This window comes from Methylobacterium sp. GC_Met_3 (assembly GCF_026540775.1).
Classification (GTDB): Bacteria; Pseudomonadota; Alphaproteobacteria; order Rhizobiales; family Beijerinckiaceae; genus Methylobacterium.
In genome coordinates this window covers 30,793-43,993 of sequence record NZ_JALNUL010000013.1, presented here as the reverse complement: position 1 = coordinate 43,993, position 13,201 = coordinate 30,793, and the positions used below count along the sequence as shown (strand labels likewise).

The 13,201-nt window shown below is 70.8% G+C and carries 11 protein-coding genes; 4 read left to right on the top strand and 7 right to left on the bottom strand.

Features of this window, described 5'->3' with window-relative positions; genetic code table 11:
• Positions 1–20 precede the first annotated feature (20 nt).
• Complete coding sequence (locus OXS27_RS16900) at positions 21–1,703, top strand: L,D-transpeptidase family protein (RefSeq protein WP_267357681.1); 1,683 nt, start codon at positions 21–23, stop codon at positions 1,701–1,703.
• Positions 1,704–1,805: 102 nt separating this feature from the next.
• Positions 1,806–2,132, top strand: a complete 327-nt coding sequence (locus OXS27_RS16895) for a cupin domain-containing protein (RefSeq protein WP_267357679.1) — start codon at positions 1,806–1,808, stop codon at positions 2,130–2,132.
• Between the two features lie 53 nt (positions 2,133–2,185).
• Here OXS27_RS16895 and OXS27_RS16890 read toward each other — a convergent pair whose 3' ends face one another.
• Positions 2,186–2,851 (bottom strand): L,D-transpeptidase, encoded by a 666-nt coding sequence (locus tag OXS27_RS16890; protein ID WP_243919124.1) that lies wholly within the window; start codon positions 2,849–2,851, stop codon positions 2,186–2,188.
• A gap of 212 nt (positions 2,852–3,063) precedes the next feature.
• Positions 3,064–5,064: a glucans biosynthesis glucosyltransferase MdoH gene (gene mdoH, locus OXS27_RS16885; protein ID WP_267357677.1), complete on the bottom strand. Its 2,001-nt coding sequence runs from the start codon at positions 5,062–5,064 to the stop codon at positions 3,064–3,066.
• Between the two features lie 295 nt (positions 5,065–5,359).
• On the opposite strand from mdoH, the gene OXS27_RS16880 reads away from it, so the two are divergent.
• Positions 5,360–6,859, top strand: coding sequence for a glucan biosynthesis protein (locus OXS27_RS16880; protein ID WP_267357675.1), 1,500 nt, complete (start codon positions 5,360–5,362; stop codon positions 6,857–6,859).
• A gap of 149 nt (positions 6,860–7,008) precedes the next feature.
• On the opposite strand, the gene OXS27_RS16875 is transcribed toward OXS27_RS16880, so the two are convergent.
• From OXS27_RS16875 to moaA, 3 genes are all read right to left on the bottom strand, one after another.
• Positions 7,009–7,209 (bottom strand): hypothetical protein, encoded by a 201-nt coding sequence (locus tag OXS27_RS16875; protein WP_243919120.1) that lies wholly within the window; start codon positions 7,207–7,209, stop codon positions 7,009–7,011.
• Between the two features lie 123 nt (positions 7,210–7,332).
• Complete coding sequence (zwf, locus tag OXS27_RS16870) at positions 7,333–8,805, bottom strand: glucose-6-phosphate dehydrogenase (RefSeq protein WP_243919118.1); 1,473 nt, start codon at positions 8,803–8,805, stop codon at positions 7,333–7,335.
• Positions 8,806–8,935: 130 nt separating this feature from the next.
• Entirely contained in the window at positions 8,936–9,988 is a 1,053-nt protein-coding gene (gene moaA / locus OXS27_RS16865; protein ID WP_267357672.1) for a GTP 3',8-cyclase MoaA, read from the bottom strand.
• An 81-nt stretch (positions 9,989–10,069) separates the two neighbouring features.
• Between moaA and OXS27_RS16860 the strand changes: the two genes are divergently transcribed.
• Positions 10,070–10,492 (top strand): DUF971 domain-containing protein, encoded by a 423-nt coding sequence (locus OXS27_RS16860; protein WP_244006083.1) that lies wholly within the window; start codon positions 10,070–10,072, stop codon positions 10,490–10,492.
• A 21-nt stretch (positions 10,493–10,513) separates the two neighbouring features.
• On the opposite strand, the gene radA is transcribed toward OXS27_RS16860, so the two are convergent.
• Both radA and alr read right to left on the bottom strand, forming a co-directional pair.
• On the bottom strand, positions 10,514–11,950 hold the full coding sequence (gene radA, locus OXS27_RS16855) for a DNA repair protein RadA (protein ID WP_267357669.1): 1,437 nt from the start codon (positions 11,948–11,950) through the stop codon (positions 10,514–10,516).
• 45 nt (positions 11,951–11,995) lie between these two features.
• On the bottom strand, positions 11,996–13,090 hold the full coding sequence (alr, locus tag OXS27_RS16850) for an alanine racemase (protein WP_267357667.1): 1,095 nt from the start codon (positions 13,088–13,090) through the stop codon (positions 11,996–11,998).
• Positions 13,091–13,201 lie beyond the last annotated feature (111 nt).

Genomic DNA, 13,201 nt, shown 5'->3' with positions numbered 1-13,201 from the left:
CGCCGTCGGGAGTGTTGCGTATGGGCCCGATCCGTTCCCGCCATCATGCCCGCCCCGGGGCCGCGCTCGGCGCGGGCCTGTCGCTGCTGACGCTGCTCGGCGCCACCGTCGATGCAGCCGCGCAGGGAGCCCTGGCGCCCGCCGCGCCGGTGAGCGTGGCACCCGTTCCGCCTGTCGCCGTCCCGGTCTCCCCGCCGCTGGTCGCGCCGGATGGCGGGGTCACGAAAGGACAGGAGGCCAAGGCTCCCGACCCCAAGGCGGCAGAGGCGAAGGGCACCGAGGTGAAAGCCGTCGAGCCCAAGCCCGCCGCATCCGGATCGAGCGACGCCAAGCCCGTCGAGGCTGCGGCGCCGAATGCCAAGCCGGCTCCAGGCAAGCCGCAGGAGGCCGCCAAGCGATCGCGCGAGCCGGCCCCTCTGGTCTACGCCAAGGTCTCGGCCGACCCGAGCCCGACGCTGACGGCGCGCACCTTCCTCGACACGCTCCGCGCCGCCGAGCGTTACGCGGCCTTCGCGGAGGCCGGCGGCTGGGAGCGGATGCCCGAGGATCTCGCGCGCCTGAAGCCCGGCGAGCGCAGCCCGGCAATCCCGGCTTTGCGCCACCACCTGACGCTGACCGGCGACCTGCCGGCGGACGCGCCCCCGAGCGACCGCTTCGACCCGCCGCTCGTCGCGGCGATCGCGGCCTTCCAGGGCCGCCACGGGCTGCCCGACAGCGGCATCCTGGGCCGGCTCACCATCAACGCGCTCAACGTGCCGGCGACCGTGCGCCAGAAGCAGCTCGCGGCGTCGGCGGCCCGGCTGATGGGATCGAAATTCCCGTTCGGCGAGCGCTACGTCGTGGTCAACATCCCCTCGGCCGCCGTCGAGGCGGTGGAGAACGGCACGGTCGTGCGCCGCTACGTCGCCGTCGTCGGCTCGCCCGACAAGGCAACGCCGCCGGTGGAGACCCGGATCACCGACATCAACTTCAACCCGACCTGGACCGTGCCGGCTTCGGTGGTGAAGAACGAGATCATCCCGCAGATGCGGAAGAATCCAGGCTATCTCGCCAAGAACCATATCCGCATCCTCGGGCCGACTGGCGATGTCGACCCGACCCGGATCGACTGGGCGGGCGAGAAGGCGGTCAACTACACGCTGCGCCAGGATTCCGGCTTCGACAATTCGCTCGGCCAGGTGCGGATCGACATGCCGAACCGTTTTGCCGTCTACATGCACGACACCCCGGCGAAATCGCTGTTCGCCGCGAGCGTACGCTTCCACAGCCACGGCTGCGTCCGGGTCGGTCAGGTGAAGGAGCTGGTCGGCTGGCTGCTGCAGGGCACGGTTGGGCCGAACGGGCCGGGCAGCACCTGGGGGCCGATCGAGATCGAGACCGGCATCGCCGATGGTGAGCGCCGCGACATCAAGCTGCCGAAGCCCGTGCCGGTGTCGTTCGTGTACCTGACGGGCTACGCAACCCCGGACGGGAAGGCGCACTTTCGCGACGACATCTACAAGCTCGACACGCCGGCTCCTGAGCCCGCCGCCACGGGGGCGATTCCGCCGGCCATTGCCGTAGCTGCACCGCCCGCGGTCGTCAGTCCCCCGGCCCGGAAAACCGCCGTGCCCGCCCTCGCGAAGCCGGCTCCGGTGGGCGAACTTCAGCCGATCAAGAAGGTGGAGCGTCGGCAGCCGGAACCTGCGGCCCGCGTGAACTGATCCCGGTTCGGCCGGCGCGGCGCTTCCACCGGGCGGGGCGGCCGAAGGCTTGCATCGCGGCGCCGCGGGCGGCATCCGCTTGCCCGTCATCCCGGAGCCGCCATGGCCTTTGCCTGCACCATCCCTGCGACGCCCACCGTCCAGCAGGACGATCCCGCCGTGCGGATCACCCGCTGGGACTTCCCGCCGGGTGCGGTGACGGGCTGGCACGAGCATGGCTGGCCGTATTTCGTGGTGATGCTGGTGGACGGGATCCTGCGCGTCCACGACGGCGCCGCGGTCAGCGAGACGGCGCTCGCGGCCGGCCAGTCCTACATGCGCCCGGCCGGCATCCGGCACGATGTCATGAACGGATCCGAGCACCCGATCGCGTTCATCGAGATCGAGGTGAAGCGCCCGGACGCCCTGGTCACCCTTACGGCCGCCTGAACGCGAAAGGGCCGACCTCGCGGCCGGCCCTCCCCAAGACGTCTTGAAAAAAATCAGCGCTGGACGACGACCTTCGTGCCGACCTTGGCGTGGGTGTAGAGGTCGGTCACGTCGTCGTTGGTCATGCGGATGCAGCCCGAGGAGACGGCGGTGCCGATGGTCTCCGGCTCGTTCGAGCCGTGGATCCGGTAGATCGAGCCGCCGAGATACATGGCGCGGGCACCGAGCGGGTTCTCGAGACCGCCCTTCATGTAGCGCGGCAGGTCGGGCCGGCGCTTCAGCATGGTCGACGGCGGACGCCAATCCGGCCATTCGCGCTTCATCGTGATGGTCTGCACGCCGCCCCAGGTGAAGCCCGGACGGCCGACACCGACGCCGTAGCGCAGGGCCTGACCGCCACCCAGCACGTAGTATAGCCGCCGCTCGGCGGTCGAGACCACGATCGTGCCGGCGCCATACGGGCCGTTATACGCCACGGTTTCGCGTGGGATCGCCGACATTTGCGGGACCGCCGCGTCGGCGCTCAGCGGGTCGGCGGGGTTGAGGGAGGCGTTGGCCACCGGCACCGCGACGGTCTCGACGGCCTGCGGGCGGACGCGCACGGAGAGCGCGTCGTTCAGCGGCTGGCGGGTCAGCGGGTCGATCTCGTAGGACAAAGCTGGGGCGGCGCAAGCGGCCGCGCCCAGAAGCCCGATCAGGGCGGGAACAATACGACGCATCAAAGCCTCTCGGGGCAGGCGCGGACTCTGGCGGGAACGCGGCGAATACCGCGGCACGATGCCGTGCCGATCGTCGCCAAGGGGTAAACGCTCGCGCCCCAAAGCCAAGTCTGAAACCGGCTTCTCAGTCTGGTTCCGACCACCCGTGACTCGATGGCAACACTGTGGCAGCTTGGCCGTATCGCCCCGGATGATGGAGGCCGCGTCCCTGGTCAGGCCTCGTCGGCGGCGAGCCAGATCGCGGGCTCCCGCGGCACCGGCCGGACCGGGGCATGGTGCGCGCCGTGGATCGTCCCGTGGGGCGCGGGCAGGCCGCGGATCTGGGCGAGTTCGGCGAGTTCCGGCGCCTGCGCGGTGTCGTCGGCGTTGAGGAACAGGCCACGGGCCCGGGCGAGGCGGCCGAGATCGGCCCGGCTGGTCCAGACGCTCTGGGCCGGGCTGGTCAACAGAGCCAGGGCCAGCGGCGCCAGCCACAGGGCAAGCCACGCATTGCCGACGAAAACCAGTGCGGCGGCGATCAGCGTGCCGACAACCACGGCGTCGGCCTGGAGCCGGAACGCCTCGCCCCAGGAGACCTGCCGGTCGTCGCGATCCTGTGTCTCCCAGCGCACCACCCGGCCGAAGAAGGTCGCCACCACGGCGCCGGCGGTGAACAGGGTGAGGACCGGCCAGAGGACGACCCAGGCGGCCTGTTCCAGGGCGGCGCTCGCCAGCAGCGACCGGGTCCCGCCGAAGGCGGCCCGGCGCTCAGGGGACCCGAGGACGTGGCCGAGGCTCAGGAGCTTCGGCAGGGCCAGCACGGTGACGCTGAGGGCGGCGAGCGTGTGGGCGGCGGCTCCGGTCCCGCTCAGCCCGTAGGCCAGGAGGCCGAGATCGCCGGTCCGGGCGGCCTGCCAGGCGGCGAGCCCGAGGAAGGCGATCCACAGGGGCAGCATCCCATAGGAGACGATCCCGACCAGGAAGTGCCAGCGGCTGGCGGCATGCAGCCCCGCCCAGGGCAGCACCCGCAGGTGCTGAAGATTGCCCTGGCACCAGCGGCGCTCACGGCCGAGCAGGTCGACGAGGTTGGTGGGCATCTCCTCCCAGGTGCCGCCCATCTCGGGCAGCAGCCGCACCTCCCAGCCGGCGCGCACCATCAGCGCCCCCTCGACGATGTCGTGGCACAGGATCTCGCCGCCGAGCGGCTCCCGACCGGGCAGCCGGGGAAGCTGAGCGTGCTCCGCGAACGCCTCGATCCGCAGGATCGCGTTGTGGCCCCAGTAGCTGCCCTCCGGCCCCTGCCAGGTCTCCAGGCAGCGCAGCGCCAGCGGCGCGTAGAGGCGCACGGCGAATTGCTGAATGCGAGCGAACAGCGTGTCCCGGCCCGCTGCGTACGACACGGTCTGGATCAGGCCGGTGCGGGGGCTCTCGTGCATCAGACGCACGAGGCGGCCCATGGCGGTGCCGGTCATGAGGCTGTCGGCGTCGAGGACGATCATGAAGGCGTACTCGACGCCATAGGTGCGGCAGAACTCGCCGATGTTGCCAGCCTTGCGGCCGACATTCTCCGTCCGGCGCCGGTAGCGGATCCGCGGCAGGGCCGGGTCGCTGGATGCCCAGGCCTGGATCCGCGCGTATTCGTGCTCCTCCACGGCGGCGATGGCACCGTCTCGGGTGTCGGACAGGATGAAGATGTCGATATCCCCGGTTCCCGCCTCGGCAAGCGAGCGCGCCATCACCCGCAGGCGGGCGAAGACCGCCACGGCATCCTCGGCGTGGATCGCCATCACGGCGGCCGTGCGGCCCGCCGTCGCGGGCACGGCGTCCACCAGCTCGGCGGTCCGCAGCTCGGATCGGCGTTCCAGTTCCGACTTCGCCCGGTCCCCCAGCAGGGTAGCGACGAGCCCGTAGGCGTATTGACAGGCCGTGAACGCCTGCCATCCCATCAAGACGCTGAACAGCCCGAGCACTGCCCAGGCCAGCGGGCTGACACCCGCCGGATAGGCGAGCGCGGCGAGCCACGCGATACCCCCCGCCGTGACGAGGGTCGGGACAGCGAGGGCGAGGCGCCGGGTGCGCAGAGCCCGCGCCGGGCGCTTGCCGCTCCAGATCTCGCGGGGAAGAACCGATTCCGACGGATCGGGCTTGGCCGGACACGCGTTCCGATGCATCGGCTCGATGGAGGCGGCGACCCCCGAGGATGTGGCGCGAGGAGGGATGGCGCGTGACGACATGGCGCGAGGAACTCGACCGTGGAAGGCTGCCGGCGACCCCGCCGCTTGAGGCCGGGAGCCGATGACCATGGACACCGATATGCGGGGCAAGGACACGGAGCCGACCGGGCTGCATGGGCAGCCGGACGCCGAACGGATCGATCCCCCCTCCCGGCGCCGCGTTCTTCGAACTGTCCTGACCGCGGCTGCCGGCACAGTTCTACCTAGCGTAGCTGAGCTGAATGGGTCCAGAACGTGGGCCGGCCCGGCGCTTCCGTCGCAGGGCGTACGCTCGGGGGGGACGCAGCTGGGCCGGATGACCTTCGAAGCGCTCTCCGAGGAGGCCGCGCGCCGGGCCGCTGCGCCCTACGCGGCACCGCCCGAGGACCTGCCGGCCGCCCTCGCCGGACTCGATTACGACGGCTACCGGGCCATCACGTTCCGGGCCGCCGAGAGTCTGCGCCTCGGTCCGCTGTTCAGCGCGCAGCTCTTCCACCGCGGCTTCCTGCAGCGGAAGCGCGTAGACCTCTCCTTTCAGCCCCTCGACGGGCCCGCCCGCCCGATCGCCTACGAGAGTCGGCTGTTCGATCTGGGCCGGCAGCTCGCCGGCCAGAGCTTCGCGCCCGATCTCGGCTTCGCGGGCTTCCGCCTGCACTACGCCTTCCGCGATACGCCCGCCTGGCGCCCGAAGGGGTTTCAGGAGGAGTTTCTGGTGTTCCTCGGCGCCTCGTATTTCCGCCTGCGCGCCGGCAACCAGGAATACGGGCTCTCGGCGCGGGGCCTCGCCATCGGCACGGGCGCGCCGGAGGGCGAGGAATTTCCGGATTTCGTCGCCCATTGGCTCTGCGAGCCCGAACCCGGGGCCCACAGCCTGACGGTGCTCTCGCTCCTCGACAGTCCGAGCGTGGCCGGTGCCTACCGTTTCGTCATCAGCCCCGGTGATCCGGCGCGGATCGACGTCACCGCCGCGCTGCATCCGCGGATTCCGCTCGCCAAGCTGGGTCTCGCGCCGCTCACCAGCATGTTCCTGCACGGCGAGAACGGGCCCGGCGCCCGGGGCGCCAAGCCATTCGATGATTTCCGCCCGCAGGTGCACGATTCCGACGGGCTCTGCGTCGCTGCAGGGACCGACCGGCTGTGGCGGCCACTTGTCAACGGGCGTCGGCAGCCGCAGATCTCAGCCTTCGCGTCGAAGCCGCTCGCAGGGTTCGGGCTGCTGCAGCGCGAGCGGAACTTTGCCACCTATCTTGACGTGGAGGCTCGCCAGGAGGCGCGGCCCGGCCTGTGGGTGAATCCCGATCCCGCTGGGGGCGCTTTCGCGGCCGGCGCGGTGCAGCTCTACGAGATCCCCTCGGTCGAGGAATACATGGACAACATCGTGGCGGCGTTCGTGCCGGACGCGCCGGCGCAGCCGGGGACGGCCCTGCACCTCGCCTACGGGTTGACCACCGTGGGGGCCGAGCCGGTGCCGGCGATCCCCGAGACGGCGCTGGCCCGGGTGACCTCGACGCGATTCGGCTCGGCGGAGCGCCTGCGGCCCCTGACGCCGCCGCGCCCGGAGCGACGGCTCTGCGTGATCGATTTCGCGGGGCCGGGCCTGCCTGCAGGGCCGGACGAGTCGGTGATCGCGGAGGTCTCGGCCAGTGCCGGCACGATGCACGAGCCGGTCTCCAACTTCGTACCGCAGACCGGCGGTTGGCGGATCTATGCGGAGTGGCGCCCGCCGGAGCCGATGCCAGCCGGCGATGTCGTGCTCCGAGCCCGCCTCGTCCGCGGCGGGGTGCCGCTCAGCGAGACCTGGGACGCCGCCGTCTAGGCGGATCGTGCCTCAGGCGGGTCGTGGTTTCGAAAGGTCGAGACCATTGGCGGGTCCAGGGCAGAGCCCCGGTCCTCATCTCAGGGCTCCGCCCCGAGACCCCGCCAAAGAGCTCGCCCTTTGGAATCCCTAGGGTTTCGGCGGCGATGTTACGCCGTGCGCTGCGCCTGCTCCCGACGGCGGGCGAGGCGGGTGGCGCCGTAGACCTCGCTCAGGCGGCGCCGGGCCGCGGAGATCGGCGGGGCCTGCCGCTCGTCATGGGCGGCCGCGATGATGCGCAGGGTGGCGGCGACCGAGCGCTCCAGACGGCGCTCAGCGAGGGCGGCCGCGTCCCGATAGGTGTCGAGCATGCGATGATCCCTTGTGCGTGGCGGCTTCCGCCCTCTGGCGGGGCGGTGACCGGCGGCACCGGCAGAGTTCATCTCCGTCTTGACGGTATGATGGCAGCTTGGCCGTAAGCCGGGGACAGCGCGTCAGCGCAGCTCCTCGTGCCACGTCCGGCCATCGCGCTCGATCAGCGCGATGGCGGCGGTCGGCCCCCAACTGCCGGCCGGATAGGGCCGGGGTGCCTCGGGCCGGTCGGCCCAGACCTTGAGCACGCCGTCCGCCCAGGCCCAGGCTGCCTCGACCTCATCGCGGCGCATGAACAGGGTGGCGTTGCCGCGGACCACGTCCATCAGCAGGCGCTCGTAGGCGTCGGGGTAGCGCTGCTTGAACGTTTCCTCGAAGGAGATGTCGAGGTCGGTCGGGCGCAGGCGCAGGCCGCCGGGCCCCGGATCCTTGGTCATCACCTCGAGCTTCATGCCCTCCTGCGGTTGCAGGCGGATCACCAGGCGGTTCGGCTCGCGGCCGAAGGCCTCCTCGGGGAAGATCGAGAACGGCGAGGCACGGAATTGCACCACGATCTCGGAGAGTTTCCGGGGCAGGCGCTTGCCGGTGCGCAGGTAGAACGGCACACCGGCCCAGCGCCCCGACTGGATCTCGACCTTCATGGCCACGAAGGTCTCGGTCCGGCTCTCATGGCCGAGTTCGGTGAGGTAGCCCTCCACCGGCTTGCCGTCGACCGCGCCCGCCACGTACTGCCCGCGAACGGTCACGGTCTGGATGTCGTGGGTGGTGATCGGCTTGAGGGCGCGCAGCACCTTCAGCTTCTCGTCGCGGACCGAATTGGCTTCCAGGTTGAGCGGGCTCTCCATCGCGGTGAGGCAGAGCAGCTGCAGGATGTGGTTCTGCAGCATGTCGCGCATGGCGCCCGAGGTGTCGTAGTAGCCGGCCCGGCCCTCGACGCCGACGGTCTCGGCGACCGTGATCTGGACGTGGTCGATCACGTCCGAGGTCCAGAGCCGCTCGAAGATCGTGTTGGCGAAGCGCAGGGAGAGCAGGTTCTGGACCGTCTCCTTGCCGAGGTAATGATCGATCCGGAAGATCTGCGATTCGGGGAAGACCTCGCCGACCGCGTCGTTGATCGCCTTGGCGGATTTCAGATCCTTGCCGATCGGCTTCTCCAGCACGACACGGGACTTCTCGCCGACCAGCCCGTGGGCCGCGAGGTTGCGGCAGATCGAGCCGTAGAGGTCGGGGGAGGTGGCGAGGTAGTAGGGCCGCACCTGGTCGGGCCGCTCGTCGAGCTTGGCCACGAGGTCGTCCCAGCCACTGTCGCCAGCGCCGTCGACCGCCACGTAGTCGACGTGGTCGAGGAAGCGCTGAAGCATGTCCTCGTTCAGATCGGAGGCCGGCACGAAGCGCTTGAGGGCGTCGCGGGCGTGCTCGTGGAAGGCGTCGCGCGACAGCTCCGAGCGCGAGGCGCCGATGATCCGGCTGGTCTCCGGGATCTGGCCATCGCGGAAGCGGTAGAACAGGGCCGGCAGAAGCTTTCGTGCGGTCAGATCGCCGGTCGCGCCGAACACGACGCAGTCGAAGGAAGCGACGGGGATGATCGTGGCCAAGTGCGGCTCCCGGTTGTCGTGCGCTGATCCCGCGCGGCGCGTGCGCCGCACACACCTAGCCTGGGAGCCAGAGCTTCGCCAGACGAGGGCCGCCCTCGCATAGTTCGGGCCGTCGGCAGGACCGAAGCGCTCAGCCCCCCGTGACGCTCATGTGCCGCGGCACGGCGGCCGGACGCTGGCGCTCGATGACGAAATCGTGCCCCTTGGGCTTGCGGGTGATCGCCTCCACCACAGCCGCCGCAAGAACGGCATCATCTTGCGAGGCGCGCAGCACCGCCCGGAGGTCGGCCGAATCCTCCTGGCCCAGGCACAGGTAGAGCTGGCCGGTGCAGGTCAGGCGGACCCGGTTGCAGCTCTCGCAGAAATTATGGGTCAGCGGCGTGATGAAGCCGAGGCGGCCGCCCGTCTCCTCGACCCGGACGTAGCGGGCCGGCCCGCCGGTCCGGTCGGGCAGGGGGGTGAGCGTGTAGCGGGTCTCCAGGCGCTGCCGGGCGACCGACAGGGGCAGGAACTGATCGGTCCGGTCCGCCTCGATCTCGCCGAGCGGCATCACCTCGATCAACGTCATGTCCATGCCGAGGCCGTGGGCCCAGGCGATCATGTCGGGGATCTCGTCGGCGTTGAGGTCGCGGAGCGCCACCGCGTTGATCTTGACCTTCATCCCGGCCGCCCGGGCCGCCGCGAGGCCGTCGAGCACCACCTTGAGGTCGCCCCGGCGGGTGATATCGCGAAACTTCTGCGGGTCGAGCGTGTCGAGCGAGACGTTGATCCGGCGCACCCCGAGGCTCGCCAGCTCGTCGGCGTAGCGGGTCAGCTGCGTGCCGTTGGTGGTGAGCGTCAGCTCCTCCAGTGCCCCCGAATCGAGGTGACGCGCGAGGCGGCGGAACAGATGCATGATGTCCCGGCGCACCAGCGGCTCGCCGCCGGTGATCCGCAGCTTGCGCACCCCGCGGGCGATGAACACGCCGCAGAGCCGATCCAGCTCTTCCAGGGTCAGCAGATCGCGCTTGGGCAGGAACTCCATGTGCTCGGACATGCAGTAGGCGCAGCGCAGGTCGCAGCGATCAGTCACCGAGATGCGCAGATAGGAGATCGCCCGCTGGAACGGGTCGATCAGGGGCGCCGGCCCGGCGGGCGCGCCGGCCGCGATCGTCCGCGGCGTCAGGGAGCTGTCATCGAGCATTGTCTGGCATATGATGCCACAAAGGGTTGCGGGCAAGCATACGGCTGGCCGCAGCCCCCGATTGCGTGAGGAGTGTCACCCGTGAGCGAGGATCTGTGGCCGACCGAGATCCGCCTGTCGGCCGACCGGCGGAGTCTCAACGTCGCCTTCGAGGACGGGGCGCGCTACGCCCTGCCGGCCGAGTACCTGCGGGTGTCGAGCCCCTCGGCCGAGGTGCAGGGGCACTCGCCGCTGGAGCGCAAGGTGATCGGCGGCAAGCGCTCCGTCGCCATCCTGGCGGTGCAGCCGATCGGCAACTACGCAGTCAAGCTCGGCTTCGACGACATGCACGACACCGGCATCTACGGCTGGGGCTACCTGCATACGTTGGGCCGCGAGTACGAGGCGCGCTGGAGCACCTACCTAACCGAACTCGCCGAGCGCGGTCTCGACCGCGACACGGCGCGCCAAGCGCCCGCCAAGGACGGCGGGGGCTGCGGTTCGGGCTCGTGCGGTTGCCATTGAGCACCGACTTGCCCGGCGCGCCTAGATCTCCTCGTCGGCGTAGCGCGACGGCGCCAGTCCTCGGCCACCGGACGCTCTGCGCGGTGCCCCCGCGCTGATCCCCGCCACCAGATCGGCGATGTGGCGCAGCGTCTCGACGGACAGCGCCTTCTCGCCCTCTCCGCGGCCCTGCGGGATCAGAGCCTTGGCGAAGCCGAGTTTCTGGGCCTCCTTCAGCCGGGAGCCGGCCTGCGCCACTGGCCGGATCGCCCCCGACAGGCCGATCTCGCCGAAATACACCGTCTCTGACGGCAGCACGGCCCCGGACAGCGACGAGACCAGGGCGGCCGCCACCGCGAGATCGGCCGCCGGCTCGGTGATGCGCAGGCCGCCGGCGACATTCAAATAGACGTCGTGCGTGCCGAGCCGGATGCCGCCATGGGCCTCCAGCACCGCTAGCACCATCGACAGCCGGTTCGGATCCCAGCCCACCACCGCGCGCCGCGGCATGCCGAGCGAGGAGGGGGCGACCAGGGCCTGGATCTCCACCAGCAGCGGCCGCGTGCCCTCCATCCCGGCAAAGACCGCGGTGCCGGCCGCCTGATGGTCGCGCCCCGCCAGAAACAGGGCCGAGGGGTTCGGCACCTCGGCCAGTCCCGCATCGGTCATCTCGAACACGCCGATCTCGTCGGTCGGCCCGAACCGGTTCTTCACCGCGCGCAGGATGCGGAAATGGTGGCCCTGGTCGCCCTCGAACGAGGCGACCGCGTCGACCATATGCTCCACCACCCGGGGGCCGGCGATCTGCCCGTCCTTGGTGACGTGCCCCACGAGGATCACCGCCGTGCCGGTGGTCTTGGCGAAGCGGATCAGCGCCTGGGCGGACGAGCGCACCTGCGTGACCGTGCCGGGGGCCGATTCCACCGTCTCGGTCCACATGGTCTGGATCGAGTCGATGATCGCCAAAGCCGGCGGCCGGCCCTGGCTCAGGGTCTCGACGATGTCCTCGACATTGGTCTCGGCGGCGAGGTCCACCGGGCGGGAACTCAGCCCCAGCCGCTCGGCGCGCAGGCGCACCTGCCCCACCGCCTCCTCGCCCGAGATGTAGGCGACCCGTTCACCCGTCCCCGCCATGGCGGCGGAGGCCTGCATCAGCAGGGTCGACTTGCCGATGCCGGGATCGCCGCCGAGCAGGATCACCGAGCCGCGCACGAAGCCGCCGCCGGTCACCCGGTCGAGCTCGCCGATTCCCGAGGGGATGCGCGGCGCCTCCTTGGCCTCGCCGGTCAGGCCCTCCAGCGGGAACACCCGGCCGCGGTTACGCGACGGCCGGGTCGCGACGGGACCCGACTGGCCGGGGGCGGAGGGCGCCTCCTCGACGATCGTATTCCAGCCGTTGCAGGCCTCGCAGCGCCCGCGCCAGCGGTTGTAGACCGCCCCGCAGGACTGGCACACGAAGGTCTGGTGGATCTTGGCCATGCACGTCCGAGCGCCGGGCGACCGGCGGTCCAGGGGAGAATCGACTCAGTCTACATAGGTTCGAACATAACGAGAACCCAGCCCGGTCAGGATCTCGTAGCCGATCGTGCCGGCGGAGCGGCCGACCGCGTCGATATCCAGGCTGTCGCCGATCAACACGGCTCCAGCACCGCGCTTCGCGGCGGGGGCCTCGGTGACGTCCAGGACGATCAGGTCCATCGAGACCAGGCCGAGGATCGGGCAGGGTACGCCGCCAACCAGCGCCTGCCCGCGCCCGCTGATCGCCCGCGGAAACCCATCGGCGTAGCCGAGCGAGAGCGTGGCGAGCCGGCTCGGCCGGGGCGCGGTCCAGCGACCGTTATAGCCCGCGGTCGCACCCGTCTCGACGTCGCGGACCTGCGCGATCAGCGCCTCCAGCCGCACCACCGGGCGCATCGGGTTCGCGGATCCCGGTCTCGGATTGCCGCCGAACAGGGCATAGCCCGGCCGCAGGAGGTCATGTTGGGCCCCGTCGAGGAAGACACCCGATGAATTCGCCAGGGAGGCCCGGATCCCGGGATAGGCCGCCCGGACGCGGGCGAAATCGGCGATCTGCCGGGCGTTGACCGGATCCTCCGGCTTCTCGGCGCTGACGAAGTGGCTGAGAATCAAATCGATCCCGGCGGCGGCGATCCGTGCGTCGCCTGCGAGATCGAGTGCGTCCGGTACCGGCAGGCCCAGCCGGTTCATGCCGGTATCGACGTGGAGCGCGGCAGGCGGGCGGCCGGCCGGAAGGGCTGCCCATTCCGACACCTCCTCGATGCTGCCCAGCACGGGGCGAAGCCCGTGCGCCGCGAAGGCCGCGGCGGCCCCTGGGGGCAGACCGTTCAGGATGTAGATCTCGGCCTCCGGCAGGGCGGCGCGGGCTGCGAGCCCTTCGGACAGGTGCGCGACGAAGAAGGTCCGGCATCCGGCCGCCCACAGGGCCGGCCCGACACGGCCGATGCCGCAGCCATAGGCGTCCGCCTTCACCACGGCGGCGCAGGCGGATCCCGGGCCGCGGGCGGCGAGCGAACGCCAGTTCGCCGCGATCGCCCCGAGGTCGATCGTCAGCCGGGCGCCGTGTGCGCCGATCTCCGTCGCTGGTCTGGCCTCGGCCACGCAGACCGTCTCCTTCGCTCGCCACCGGGATTCCGGAAGCACAAGCCGGACCCATAGCACCGGGGCGGGTTCTGCGTGGAGCCGAGCCACCTGTGGGCAGGCTTGCATGCA

What these genes read in the sequence shown, in the direction of transcription:
- OXS27_RS16900 (WP_267357681.1), top strand. Translation starts at nt 21, where the DNA reads ATGGGCCCGATCCGTTCCCGCCATCATGCCCGCCCCGGGGCCGCGCTC.
- OXS27_RS16895 (WP_267357679.1), top strand. Translation starts at nt 1,806, where the DNA reads ATGGCCTTTGCCTGCACCATCCCTGCGACGCCCACCGTCCAGCAGGAC.
- OXS27_RS16890 (WP_243919124.1), bottom strand. Translation starts at nt 2,851, where the DNA reads ATGCGTCGTATTGTTCCCGCCCTGATCGGGCTTCTGGGCGCGGCCGCT.
- mdoH (WP_267357677.1), bottom strand. Translation starts at nt 5,064, where the DNA reads ATGTCGTCACGCGCCATCCCTCCTCGCGCCACATCCTCGGGGGTCGCC.
- OXS27_RS16880 (WP_267357675.1), top strand. Translation starts at nt 5,360, where the DNA reads ATGACCTTCGAAGCGCTCTCCGAGGAGGCCGCGCGCCGGGCCGCTGCG.
- OXS27_RS16875 (WP_243919120.1), bottom strand. Translation starts at nt 7,209, where the DNA reads ATGCTCGACACCTATCGGGACGCGGCCGCCCTCGCTGAGCGCCGTCTG.
- moaA (WP_267357672.1), bottom strand. Translation starts at nt 9,988, where the DNA reads ATGCTCGATGACAGCTCCCTGACGCCGCGGACGATCGCGGCCGGCGCG.
- radA (WP_267357669.1), bottom strand. Translation starts at nt 11,950, where the DNA reads ATGGCCAAGATCCACCAGACCTTCGTGTGCCAGTCCTGCGGGGCGGTC.